Origin of the sequence: Streptomyces sp. NPDC008086 (genome assembly GCF_042957325.1) — a bacterium.
Lineage (GTDB): Bacteria > Actinomycetota > Actinomycetes > Streptomycetales > Streptomycetaceae > Streptomyces.
In genome coordinates, this window is sequence record NZ_JBIBIA010000015.1 from 20,882 (window position 1) to 33,938 (window position 13,057).

General features: G+C 69.9%; 8 protein-coding genes. 2 read left to right on the forward strand and 6 right to left on the reverse strand.

The window, feature by feature from the left end; translation table 11 throughout:
• Positions 1-102: 102 nt before the first annotated feature.
• From ACFZBP_RS38175 to ACFZBP_RS38185, 3 genes are all read right to left on the reverse strand, one after another.
• Positions 103-1,119: a (-)-alpha-amorphene synthase gene (locus ACFZBP_RS38175; protein ID WP_383452516.1), complete on the reverse strand. Its 1,017-nt coding sequence runs from the start codon at positions 1,117-1,119 to the stop codon at positions 103-105.
• Complete coding sequence (locus ACFZBP_RS38180) at positions 1,094-2,581, reverse strand: cytochrome P450 (protein ID WP_391420462.1); 1,488 nt, start codon at positions 2,579-2,581, stop codon at positions 1,094-1,096. The genes ACFZBP_RS38175 and ACFZBP_RS38180 overlap by 26 nt, the downstream gene beginning before the upstream one ends.
• 249 nt (positions 2,582-2,830) lie before the next feature.
• On the reverse strand, positions 2,831-5,257 hold the full coding sequence (locus ACFZBP_RS38185) for a penicillin acylase family protein (protein WP_391420465.1): 2,427 nt from the start codon (positions 5,255-5,257) through the stop codon (positions 2,831-2,833).
• Between the two features lie 119 nt (positions 5,258-5,376).
• On the opposite strand from ACFZBP_RS38185, the gene ACFZBP_RS38190 reads away from it, so the two are divergent.
• Entirely contained in the window at positions 5,377-6,876 is a 1,500-nt protein-coding gene (locus ACFZBP_RS38190; protein ID WP_383452522.1) for an acyl-CoA synthetase, read from the forward strand.
• A 73-nt stretch (positions 6,877-6,949) separates the two neighbouring features.
• Here the strand turns inward: ACFZBP_RS38190 and paaK are convergent, their stop codons facing one another.
• The 3 genes from paaK to ACFZBP_RS38205 all read right to left on the reverse strand — a co-directional run bounded on the left by paaK (position 6,950) and on the right by ACFZBP_RS38205 (position 12,020).
• Positions 6,950-8,245, reverse strand: a complete 1,296-nt coding sequence (gene paaK / locus ACFZBP_RS38195; protein ID WP_391420467.1) for a phenylacetate--CoA ligase PaaK — start codon at positions 8,243-8,245, stop codon at positions 6,950-6,952.
• 176 nt (positions 8,246-8,421) lie between these two features.
• Positions 8,422-10,275 carry a sulfatase gene (locus ACFZBP_RS38200; RefSeq protein WP_391420469.1) on the reverse strand — a complete coding sequence of 618 codons (1,854 nt, stop codon included), beginning with the start codon at positions 10,273-10,275 and terminating at the stop codon, positions 8,422-8,424.
• Positions 10,276-10,391: 116 nt separating this feature from the next.
• On the reverse strand, positions 10,392-12,020 hold the full coding sequence (locus tag ACFZBP_RS38205; protein WP_391420471.1) for an AMP-binding protein: 1,629 nt from the start codon (positions 12,018-12,020) through the stop codon (positions 10,392-10,394).
• Positions 12,021-12,197: 177 nt separating this feature from the next.
• Here ACFZBP_RS38205 and ACFZBP_RS38210 point away from each other — a divergent pair, with 177 nt between their 5' ends.
• A complete protein-coding gene (locus tag ACFZBP_RS38210; protein WP_383452530.1) occupies positions 12,198-12,998 on the forward strand; it encodes a crotonase/enoyl-CoA hydratase family protein in 801 nt (266 codons plus the stop codon).
• Positions 12,999-13,057 lie beyond the last annotated feature (59 nt).

Genomic DNA, 13,057 nt, shown 5'->3' on the forward strand with positions numbered 1-13,057 from the left:
GGGTGAATCGTGAACGGTAGGTGGGAGAACGCCCACCCGCTGGGTAGTGGACACGGATGGACGTCTCCCTGGCAGGGCTGATGCAGGCAGGCGCCGGGAGGTCTACGGCACGGCGGGCACCGACGTCACATCCGCGTACCGGGGCACGGCACGGGACCAGTCGTAGCACCCGCGGATCCAGCCGACCATGCCCTCCACATAGCGGATGCCCGCGGGGCTCAACTCCGGTTCGATCCCGTCGCGGAGCCTTCGGAACTCCTCGATCGTGCTGTTGATCTCCTCGATGGCCAGGAGCACGGCGGCCGGCAGCGAGCACCGTTGTTCACGCTGGTGGGCCAGGGCAAGATTGATCATTTCGCCTGCGCGCTGCTCCTTCACCGCCGAGAACAGGTCGGCCGTCCACACGGCGGCGTCGGCCGACAGCCGGCTCAGTCGCCGTACGACGGGATGATGCACCTCGGCCGCGGTCAGCTCGCGTGCCCGCGCGCCCTCGTACAACGGGTAGAACGGCTCGACGCCCGCGGTCAGCGACCGGATGGAGGTGCAGTCGCCGGTGCGCAGGAGGACGGGGTGGGTCTGGGCCACGGCCTCGTACAGCAGGCCGTGCACGTATTCACAGCTCTGCCAAGCCCATCGCGCGGCCTGGGCGGGTGTGCAGTGTTCACGAACCTGGCGGTGGAGATCGGCCAGGGCGGCTCCGAGGGGGGTGCTGGGCTGCCGGCCGTCCCGCAGGATCGCGACACTCTCGCACAGCATGGGCAGCAACCTGCCCGGAGAACGTCGGCCGAGGTCCTCCGCGAGGTCGTCGAAGACGAACTGGTAGGCGATCTGGTGAGCCACGATCTGCAGGACGCCGAAATCCACGGTGGGGCTGGTGTAGCTCGCGAGTTCGGCGGGGCGGGTGCGGGCGATCATCGCCGCCACATCGGGTTCGTCGGTCAGCCCCCACACCCTCAGCCATGCGTCGACGCCGATGGCGGCTTCGGTCTCACGAGGGTGGCGCCGGAACGGGAAAGGCATGTGGAGGTTGACGTCGATCAGGTCCCGGAGGTTGGCGACCGGCATTTCGTCCGGTAGGCCGAGGGGGATTTCCTCATGCGTCGTCGACAACGTGGTCACCTGCCGTTCGGCTGTCCGATGTGCACGGGGCGGCGGTCGCTCGATGCGCGAGTGAGACGGCGGAGGGCATTCGGGATCGGGGCGCGCACGTCATGACCAGGGATCGCGGTCCCATCGTGATCCCGGGGCGCGGCTTCCGGTCGACATACCCGGGCAGATGACGCAGGCGCCGGCGGCCCGCGATGGTCGCGAGCGCCAGGGTGGCCTCCACCATCGCGAACTCGTCACCGAGGCATTTGCGGTTGCCCGCGGAGAACGGCATCATCGCGCGGCGCTCTTCGGCGGTGGGCCGTCCCGGCAACCAGCGGTCGGGGTCGAATCGCTCGGGGTCGGGGAACGACGAGGGGTCGTGGTGCAGGAGGTGGGGGCTGTACAGGACGGTGGCGCCCTTGGGCAGACGGCATCCGGCGAGCTCGGTCTCCTTGGTGGCGACGCGGGTGAAGAGCCAGCCGGGCGACGAGTGGCGCAGCGTCTCGGAGACGACGCACCGGGTGTAGACGAGGTGCGGCAGGTCCTCGCGAGTGGGCCGCCGCCCTTCGGGGAGGACGGAGTCGAGTTCGGCGTGCAGCCGCCGCTCCGCTTCCGGATGGCGGGCCAGCAGGCTGAAGGCGCTCGTCAGTGCGAGTGCCAGGGTCTCGACGCCCGTCAGCAGCAGCGTGATCAGGTGATCATGAACCTCCTGGTCGGTGACCGCGGTCGTCGAGCCCTCGCCGTCGGCGGCCGTAGAGGCGTCGCCCCTGGCAGCCTTCAGCAGCGTGCCCAGGACGTCGTCGCGGTCGGCGCCCCGCCGACGCTCTGCGATCGCCCTGTCGATGATCTCGTGCAGGCGGGAGAGCGCGCGGCGATAGCGGCGGTTGGTGGGTGTGGGGAGGCGGAACAGGGCGTCGATCGGTACGACCGTGCGGACGAACAGGCCGCGCACGACCGCGCCGAGACAGTCCCGCACCTCCGCGGTCGTCCGTTCGTCCAGGGAATCGGAGAGGAGAACACGGCTGGTCACCCGGGTCGTGAGGGCCATCATCGCCTCGGTGACGGCGACGTCCTGGCCGACCGGCCACGCACGGCACACCTCCGCGGCCTCCTCGGTGACCAGGTCCGTGTATTCGGCGACGTGGGAGGGGCGGAACGCGGGCTGCAACAGCCGGCGTTTGTCCCGATGTGTCGGCTGTCGGCAGGTGACGAGACCGTCGCCCATCAGCTTCCCGAGCCTGTCGTACAGCGGGCCCCCCTTGTCGAAGGTGTGCGGATCCATGAGCACCTCGTGGGTCAGCTCGGGGTGGCACACCATCCAGGCACGCTGGGGGCCCAGCCGTATCTCGACCAGATCGCCGTACGCGGGCAAAGAATTCAGAAACGCCAGCGGTTGTCGGTATAACGCGATACCGTGGCCGAGGACTGGGAATATGCCTGGAGCAGTTCCTGTCCTCCATGTACGCTTTCGTTCAGGCACGGCACGGCTCATGAAAACCTCCTGCCATACGCGGCACGCGAAAATTGGTGAACGTGCCACGGACTTGAACACTTGAGACAAGTCCTGCCCAGTCCAAGTGACTCTTGGTTTCCGGAAACCTTTCTCCAAAGGGGCGCACGGGAGCACGGGGAAGCAAATGAAGCATTCGGTGAATGGCCGTTGACCCATGGCGCGTTCTCAGCGCATCCCATGGGTCACTCATATGTGGTCCCGCCCCATGTGGAACGGGACCACACTGACTCAGCGTTCGCTCACCCGCACAACCTTCAGAACCGGCGACGCCAGGATGTCCTGCTCGCAGAACCGCGCCGTCACCCACTTCTCACCCGAGAACAACCGGGTCTGGTCACTGAAGTGCGGCGAGTTCGGGTTCGCGGACTGGGAGTACGTCAGGAGGGTCCGGGCCACCGGGCAGCGGCTGCCGTCCCAGCCGACCGCCTGGATGTGGCTGGAGCCGGTCGTCACCTCGGTGTAGCCGCCCTGCGCCGCGTTCCACACCGGCTCGATCTTGTTCCACACGCCCATCCCCTCCGTGCCGCCCGGCACGGGGATGCGCTGACCGTTGCGTACGATGAACTGGCGCTCGCCGAGCCGGGAGTCGAGCGCGATGCCCGCCGACCGGAGTTCGGCGACCGCGTCCGCCAGGGCCGTGGCGAAGCCGGGAGCGTCGGTGTTGAGGGTGTTCGGCGTGTGCACCGGGTCCGTCGCCGAGAAGGGCACCTTCCACCGCTGGGCCGCCGGCACCTTCGCCGTCAGCTTCCGCCAGAACCGGTCGAAGAGCAGGGCACCCCGGCTGCCGGTGTCCATGGTGCGGTCCCAGGCCGCGAGCACCGGGCAGGCCTCCGCCACGTCGACGACCCTGCCGTCGCTGCCCGTCGCCGTGCCATCCGGCAGCGCGGCACAGGCCTTCGTCGCGTCGGCCGCGGCCAGGCCGGCCACCGGCACCCGGTTGGTGAACTGCTGGCGCTCCAGGTCACGGACGGTCAGACCGCCCCGCCGCGCCATCGCCGCCACGTCCTCGATCGCGCCGCGCGTGCGCGGCGACCGCTGTGTGCCGATGGTGCCGAAGACCCGCTCGTACCCGGTGAGCGGCCGGTCCGCGTTGGCCAGCCAGGCGCTGTCGTTGGAGTTCTCCGCGTACGGCGCGTCCTTCAGCGTCGGCATGCGCGCGGGCCCGAAGATCCCGGGCTGGAGGGCGTCGGCGTCGCGGCCGAACGCGCAGTCACCCCGGGATCCGTCGAGGACCGCGAGGCCCGCCGCCGGATAGGTGGCCTTGCCGAGGTCCGTGGAGCAGTGCGCCGCGAGGTCGTCGGTGACCCGGGGCAGCACCTGGGACTGGGTGTACAGCGAGTGCCCCGAGGAGTCCGCGGCGATGGTGTTCACCCACGGGAGCCCCTGGTGCCGGGCGAGGGACGCGAGGACGTCGGCCGTGCCGCGCGCCTTGCTGAAGCCGAGGGAGGTGTCGGCGAAGCGCATGTTGGCCGCGTTGGGGTCGTTGAGCGCGTACGCCGTCGTGGCGGTCCAGGGCAGCGGGAGCTCGCCGTCCGTGGAGGCCACCACCGGGCCGTACCGGGTCCACCACTGGGTCCGGGTCACCGGGGCGCCGCCCTTGACCGCGACGCTCACCGTCCGCTTCTTCATGCGCTCGCGCCCGCCGTCCACGAGATAGACCGTGGGGTCGGTGGGGTCCAGCGTCAGCCGGTGCAGACTGAACGGGACTCCGGTCGACACGGTGTGGCTCCACGCCACATGGGCGTTGTAGCCGATGGAGATCGTCGGCGAGCCGAGCAGGGAGGCGCCGGCGATGTTCAGCTCGCCGGGGATCGTCTGCTGTGCCTGCCAGAAGCGGCGTCCGCCGTGCCACGGGTAGTGCGGGTTGCCCAGCAGCAGGCCGCGCCCGTCGGCCGTGGTGTCGCCGTGGAAGGCGACCGCGTTCGAGCCCATGTCCGCGTCGGCGGTCCGCTCGCGCACCGCCCGTATCAGGGCCCCGGCGTCGGGGGCGGGCCCGCTGCCCTCGGCATGGGCGGCTGAGGCGGTGGGCGGCTGGGCGCCGGTGATGTCGTCCACGGCGCCGCCCTGACCGCCTAGTACGGCGATGGCGTAGAAGCGGGCGGCCACGTCCAGCTCGGTGACCGGGCGCACCCAGGCGGCGCCCTTGCAGGCGGGGTCGGTGATCCGGCTCCGCTTCAGCCAGGTGTTGTACCCGGCCGCGAAGCCCCGCATGAGGTCCCTGACCTGACGGCTCGGACCGCGCGGTGCCGGTTCGGCGAGGAGCTTCTCCACCGTGCGGGTCTGCCGTACGCCGCGGAAGTACAGGTCGCTGGAGAGGTTCCGGGTCGCGGAGGAGAGGGAGAAGTCGGTCGCCGCGTCCGGCCCGAAGAACCGCGAACGCTCGCCGCGCACGGTCACGAAGCCGTCGGCGAGCGTGCACACCTGGTCGGCGGCCTGCGCCCAACCGGTGCCGAATCCCAGGGACTTGTAGTCCCTGGCGACAATGTGCGGAATGCCGTACTCGGTGTAGCGGACGGCGGCGGACAGACCACCGTGCGAGAGCTGTTCGTGCCGGGCTTGCGAATCCTGCCGCTCGGCCGCGGTCGCGGGCAGCCCGGCCGTGGTGGCGAGCAGGGCGACGGCCGCGACGACGAGTCGTCTGGGGCGGGTGCGCATCGTGCCTCCCAACGTCATTGAGGGAAGGAGCAGTTGGCATACCAACGGGTATGCGTCCCCGGTCGGGTGTCCGGCCTCCGCCTTGACCCGTCCGTGCGAGACACCGAGGATCATGTGTCATGACGCCAGCACACGGCAGCACGGTTGACGGAGTACTGCGCCGCAGCGCCGGACGCACGCCGGCACGCGTCGCGGTCGAGGACCGCGAACGCGCGTGGACCTACGAGGAACTCGACGACGCCGTCTCCCGCGCGGCGAGCGTCCTGCTCGACCAGGGACTCGCCCCCGGCGACCGGGTGGCCGCCTACGGCCACAACTCCTGCGCGTACCTCGTCGCCTTCCTGGCGTGCGCCCGCGCGGGCCTCGTCCACGTCCCCGTCAACCACCACCTCACCGGGGACGACCTCGCCTACATCCTCGACCAGTCCGGCAGTTCCCTGATCCTCGCCGACCCCGCCCTCGCCGGCCGGCTCCCCGACGGCGTCCGTACGATGCCGCTGCGCGACGCCCACGACTCACTGCAGACGCGACAGGCGACGGCGCCCCCGTACGACGGCCCGCAGGCGCGCGGCGAGGACCTGGTGCAGCTGCTCTACACCTCCGGCACCACGGCCCTGCCGAAGGGTGCGATGATGACCCACCGCGCCCTGGTCCACGAGTACCTGAGCGCGATCGCCGCGCTCGACCTGAGCGCCGGGGACCGCCCCGTTCATTCGCTGCCGCTGTACCACTCGGCGCAGATGCACGTGTTCCTCATGCCGTACCTGGCCGTCGGCGCCACCAACGTCATCCTGGAGTCCCCCGACGGCGACCGGCTCTTCGACCTGATCGAGACCGGCCGCGCGGACAGCCTGTTCGCCCCGCCCACGGTGTGGATCGGCCTGGCCAACCGCCCCGACTTCGCGACCCGCGAGCTCGACGGGCTGCGCAAGGCGTACTACGGCGCCTCGATCATGCCCGTGCCGGTCCTGGAACGACTGCGTGAGCGATGGCCCGACCTGGCCTTCTACAACTGCTTCGGGCAGAGCGAGATCGGCCCGCTGGCCATGGTGCTGGGTCCGGACGAACACAAGGGCCGGATGGACTCCTGCGGCCGTCCCGTCCTCTTCGTCGACGCCCGGGTCGTCGACGAGAACGGCGAGGACGTGCCCGACGGCACCTCCGGCGAGATCGTCTACCGCTCCCCGCAGCTGTGCGAGGGCTACTGGGACAAGCCCGACGAGACCGCAGAGGCCTTCCGCGACGGCTGGTTCCGCTCCGGCGACCTCGCGGTGCGCGACGCGCACGGCTACTTCACGATCGTCGACCGGGTGAAGGACGCCATCAACTCCGGTGGCGTACTCATCGCCTCACGCGCGGTCGAGGACGCCCTGTACACGCATGAGGCCGTCGCCGAGGTCGCCGTGATCGGCCTGCCCGACGAGCGCTGGATCGAGGCCGTAACCGCGGTCGTCGTGCCGCGCGGCGAGGTGAGCGAGGCCGAACTCATCGAGCACGCGCGCGAGAAGCTCGCCCGCTTCAAGGCACCGAAGCGGGTGGTGTTCGTGACCGAGCTGCCGCGCAACGCGAGCGGGAAGATCCTCAAGCGGGAGCTGCGGGACCGGTTCGCCGATGAGTAGGTGAGTAGGTGAGGACGGGTCAGGGGAGCTGGGCCAGGGGCCAGGCCGGCCGGCGCGGCAGCTTCGGCCGTGCCTAGCGGGGCCGTAGGTCCTCGATCCGCCGGATCTTGCCCACGGACCGTGCCAGCGACTCCGGCTCGACGATCTCCACGGCGACCGACACCCCGATGCCGTCCTTCACGGCCGCGGCGATGGCCCGCGCCGCCGCGTCTCGGACCTCGAGTGAGGCGTCGGGGCGGGCCTCCGCGCGCACGGTGAGGGCGTCGAGACGGCCCTCCCTCGTCAGACGCAGCTGGAAGTGCGGTGCCACGCCCGGGGTCCGGAGCACGATCTCCTCGATCTGGGTGGGGAAGAGATTGACTCCGCGCAGGATGACCATGTCGTCACTGCGCCCGGTGATCTTCTCCATCCGCCGGAACACCCGGGCCGTCCCCGGCAGCAGTCGCGTCAGATCCCGGGTGCGGTACCTGATGACGGGCATGGCCTCCTTGGTGAGCGAGGTGAAGACCAGCTCGCCCTCCTCGCCGTCGGGCAGCACCTCACCCGTGATCGGGTCGACGATCTCGGGGAAGAAGTGGTCCTCCCACACGTGCAGCCCGTCCTTGGTCTCCACACACTCCTGCGCGACCCCGGGGCCGATCACCTCGGACAAGCCGTAAATGTCGACGGCGTCGATCGCGAACCGCTCCTCGATCTCCTCGCGCATCCGCTCGGTCCAGGGTTCGGCGCCGAAGACGCCGACGCGCAGCGAGGTGCCGCGGGGATCGACGCCCTGCCGTTCGAACTCGTCGAGGAGGGTGAGCATGTAGGACGGCGTCACCATGATGATCTCGGGCCTGAGGTCCTGGATCAGCTGGACCTGGCGGGCCGTCATGCCGCCGGACGCGGGGATGACCGTACAGCCCAGCCGTTCGGCGCCGTAGTGTGCGCCCAGCCCACCGGTGAACAACCCATAGCCGTACGCCACATGCACCTTGTCGCCGGGCCGGCCGCCGGCCGCCCGGATGGACCTCGCCACCATGTCGGACCACAGGGAGAGGTCGGCGTCCGTGTAGCCGACGACCGTGGGGCGTCCGGTGGTGCCGCTGGAGGCGTGGATACGGCGGATCCGGTCCTGGGGCACGGCGAACATCCCGTACGGGTAGTTCTCCCGCAGGTCGGCCTTGGTCGTGAACGGGAAGCGGGCCAGGTCGGCGAGCGAGCGGCAGTCCTCGGGCCGTACGCCGGCCTTGTCGAAGGAGTCCCGGTAGAAGGGCACGTTGTCGTACGCGTGCCGCAGCGAGGTCCGCAGCCGCTCCAGCTGCAACGCCCGCAGTGCCGCCGGCGCGAGCCGTTCCCCCGAGTCCAGCAGCTCCGTCGCATCCGCCATCGGGACTTCTCCCTCGCCAACCGCGCCAATCCGGACGACCGATCATTCGGTCCGGGCGTTCGGGATCAGTAATCCAGGCACGGAATGATCAGGCAAGGGGGCGGGCCGGACTTTCTGCCGTCCCTACGTCTCCTCTCCGCACGTCTCTCGAGGCCGCGGCGCGATCGCCGCCGGTCTCAGTCCTTCCGGGGCCCGTACGCCGTCAGGAAACGGTCGCGGAACTTGTCCATGCCCCAGGTCGGCGCGTTCTCGGCGGGCTTGAGGCCGTCCGTCCAGTGCCAGTCGGCGATCCGGTCGAGGACCTTCTGGTCACGGGCGACGATGGTGACGGGGACGTCCTTGCTCGTGTTGCCCGCGGTGACGGTCGGGACGGGCTGGTGGTCGCCGAGGAAGACGAGGACCGTGTCGTCCGTGCCGTAGCGCTCGACCCACTCGGTGAGGCTGTGGAGGGAGTACTCGATGGCGCGGCGGTACTCGGTGCGGACGCGCTCGGGGTCCTTCCAGACCTCCTTCGGGTCCGTGCCCTCCTTCTTGATCTGGTGGAAGACGGAACCGTCGCCGAGGTCGTCCCAGTCGATCATGTGTGCGATGGGGGACCAGGGGTTGTGGCTGGAGGCCAGGATGATCTCCGCCATGATCGGCTCGCGGCCCTTCTTACCGTGCTCCAGTCGCTGGAACGCCTCCAGGCTGAACTGGTCGGGCACGGGCGTCCAGCTGAAGTACGGGCCGTGGTAGCCCAGGTGCTCGGAGTCGTAGATGTGGTCGAGCGCGAAGTACTTGCCCTCCGGCCAGGCCCGCCGTACCCCGGGCACGACGCCGACCGTGCGCCAGGCGCCGGTCTTGCGGAAGTAGCTGTTGAGCGTCGCGCGGTCGCTGGTGGTCAGACTCCGGTACCGCTGCTGGTTCTTGATCCAGACCCCGGAGAGGAAGGTGGAGTGTGCCAGCCAGCTGCCGGCTCCCGTCACCGGCGAACGCAGCCAGCCGCTGCGCGACTGGAACCCGGCCGCCTTGAGGTCGCTCGTCCCTTCCTTGAGCGCCGCGTCGACCTGCGGTGCCATCGCCGGGTCGTCGATCGCGACACGACCGTAGCTCTCGATGAACGTGAACAGGACGTCCTTGCCGCGCAGCCCGGTGAGCAACTGGTCCGGCGGCGTCTTCGCGAACGCGTCCACGGCGGCCTGCTTCTGGAAGACCCGCCCGTCCTCCAGGCCCGCACGCACCTGTTCCACCCGGTTGTTGACCAGGTCGGCATTGGCCTTGGTGGCCAGCGGGACGCCGGTGAACTGGATGCCCAGTGTCATGCAGGTGATCCACGCGGTGCCGAGGATCAGCGTCGTACGGGCGGCGACGGCACGGTGGCCGACCATCAGGTTCGTCACCCGCACCATCGCCAGCGTCATGAGGACGAGCACGGCGACGAACAGGACGATCACCCCGACCACCGCGAGCACCTGGCCGGTCCGGCCGAAGGACTCCCGCACGAACTCCGCCGCGTCGTCGAGCAGGATCCAGTCCAGGACCAGGTCGAAGGGCCGGGCCAGCACCTGGTAGAAGCCCATGTCGACGAACTTCAGCACGGTGAGTAACCCGAGCAGCGCGCCCGAGACCACCGCCGCCAGCCGCCGTGACCGCGGCGGCAGCGCCAGTAGCAGGCCCGCGAGCAGGATCCCCTCGGCGGGAAGACGGAAGAACGCCTCGGGGGTGAGCCGCTCCAGCTGGTTCGGCACGAGGAGCGCGAAGAGCAGGAGGGCCCCGGCCAGGACGGACGTCCCGATGGCCACGCCGCGTGCCGTACGCGGGTAGCGGCGGCGCCAGCCGAACCAGCCGGGGGAGGGGGAGGAGTCGGACGGCTCGGCGGGTCGGTCCGCCTCGGGTTCCTCGGCCGCCGCCGCACTCCCTTCGGTTGCCTCGGATGCCTCGACAGCCTCGGCCTCCTCAGGCTTCCCCGCCGCCGAGGCGGTCCCCGTCTCTGCCGTCCCCGTCTCTTCCGTCGTCTCCTGCGGTACCTGCTCTGCTGCCTCCTGCGACACCCGGAGGTCCTCCCGTGCGGTCTTGCGATGGCATGGCAAACAGCGCCCGATGACCGAGCCTGCCACCACGAGTACGTCCGCACGTCACCTTAGGTTCAATCGGACCGGCCCGGAATTCACCCCTCCGCAGTCGTCGCCACCTCGCGCGCCCAGCGGTAGTCCGCCTTGCCGCTGGGCGAGCGCCGGATCCAGTCCGTGATCACCAGCTGGCGGGGAATCTTGTAGCCCGCGAGGTGGGAGCGGCAGTGGGTCTGGATGTCCGCCAGCGACGGCCGTACCGCGCCCTCCCGCAACTGCACCACGGCCGCCACATGGTGGCCCCACTTCGCGTCCGGCACCCCGGCCACCAGCGCGTCGTACACGTCGGGATGGGACTTGAGCGCCTGCTCGACCTCCTCCGGGTACACCTTCTCGCCCCCGGTGTTGATGCACTGCGAGCCACGGCCCAGCACCGTGACGACGCCGTCCTCGTCGACCGTGGCCATGTCGCCCAGCAGCACCCACCGCCGGCCGTCCTTCTCGAAGAAGGTCTCGGCGGTTTTCCCCGGGTCGTTGTAGTAGCCGAGCGGCACATGGCCGCACTGCGCGACCCGGCCCACCTCGCCGACGGCGACCGCTTCATGGGTCGCCGGATCCACCACCCGGGTACGGGAGTTGACGCGGATCCGGAAGCCGCGTTCGGGGCCGGAGTCCTCGGTCGCGGTGCCGTTGAAGCCGGACTCCGAGGAGCCGAAGTTGTTCAGCAGCATGACGTTCGGGACCAGTTCCTGGAACTGCCGGCGCACCGTGTCGGACATGATCGCCCCGGACGACGACACGCTGAACATCGACGAGCAGTCGGTGCCCTTCATCGGCCCGTTCAGCGCGTCGACGAGCGGCCGCAGCATCGCGTCGCCCACGAGCGAGACACTGGTGACCCTCTCCTTCTCGATGGTCCGCAGGACCTCCTCCGGGGCGAACTTACGGTGGATCACGACGCGTTGGCCGAAGTTGAAGCCGATGAAGGCGGTCAGGGTGGACGTGCCGTGCATGAGCGGGGCGGTGGGGAAGAAGGTGATCCCGTCGCCGCCCGCGGCCACCCGCTCCGCGAGCTCCTCGGGCTTCTTCACCGGCTCACCGGTCGGCGCGCCTCCGCCCAGACCGGAGAAGAACAGATCCTCCTGGCGCCACATCACACCCTTGGGCATCCCGGTGGTGCCGCCCGTGTAGATGATGAACTGGTCGTCGCCCGACCGTTCTGGGAACCCCCGCTCGGGCGACCCGGCGGCCTCGGCGTCGGCGAAGGGCACGGCGGGCACGACCGGCGCTTGCACCGCACCGGGGCTGACGGTGCCCACGCGCACCAGATGCCGCAGCCCCTCCACCCGCGGCAGCGCCGCCGCCACACGGTCCGTGAACTCGGCCTCGAAGACCAGGGCCGCCAGATCGGCGTCCCGGTAGAGGTGCACCAACTCCTCTTCCACATAGCGGTAGTTGACGTTGACCGGCACGATCCGTGCCTTCAGGCAGGCCAGCACCGTCTGGAGGTACTCGATGCCGTTGTAGAGGTGGAGCCCGAGGTGCTCACCGGGGCGGATCCCGCTGTCGATCAGATGGTGGGCGATCCGGTTGGCGGCCGCGTCCAGCCGCGCGTACGTCAGACGGCGCTCCGCGCCCGTGCCCGGGTGGTCGATGTACACGAGCGCCTCGCGGTCGGGAACCGCGTCGACGACCGACTCGAACAGGTCGGCAAGGTTGTACTCCACCGTTCCTCCTGACCTCGACAGGGCACGGTTCACCAACGGTTCGCCGGTCATCAGAGCAAAGGGCGGCACAACTGTGAAGCCTCCGCGCAAAAGAATCTGACTGACTGTCAGAAAACCCTTGAAGTGCCTTCGCCCCTCCTGCAACCTGTTCTCGTTCTGTCAGAGGGGAGACTGGTCATGGCTGGCACCGAACACCTCGCCGTGCGGCGCGAGGGCGCCACACTGGTGCTCACGCTCAACAGGCCCGAGGCGAAGAACGCGCTCTCGTTGCCGATGCTGGTCGGCCTCCACGACGGCTGGGTCGAGGCCGACGCCGACGACTCGATCCGCTCGATCGTGTTCACGGGAGCGGGGGGTTGCTTCTGCGCCGGCATGGACCTCAAGGCCCTCGCCGGGAACGGCATGGCGGGCGAGCACTACCGCGACCGCCTCAAGGCCGATCCCGACCTGCACTGGAAGGCGATGCTCCGCCACCATCGCCCGCGCAAACCGGTGATCGCCGCCGTCGAGGGGTACTGCGTCGCCGGCGGCACCGAGATGCTCCAGGGCACGGACATCCGCGTCGCGGGCGAGTCGGCCACCTTCGGTCTGTTCGAGGTGAAGCGCGGCCTGTTCCCGATCGGCGGCTCCACGGTCCGTCTGCAACGGCAGATCCCGCGCACCCACGCCCTGGAGATGCTGCTCACCGGTCGCCCGTACAGCGCCCGCGAAGCCGCCGGCATCGGCCTGATCGGGCATGTCGTCCCCGACGGCACGGCGCTGACCAAGGCCCTGGAGATCGCCGAACAGATCAACGCCTGCGGTCCGCTGGCCGTCGAGGCCGTGAAGGCGTCGGTGTACGACACCGCCGAGTTGACCGAGACGGACGGGCTCGCCGCCGAGCTCAAGCGGGGGTGGCCGATCTTCGACACCGCGGATGCCAAGGAGGGGGCGCGTGCCTTCGCGGAGAAGCGGCCGCCTGTCTACAAGCGGACGTAGGCGCTGCGCTGGCTTGGGCGGTTCACATCTGCGGGCCAGATGTAGCTGGTCGCGCCCAC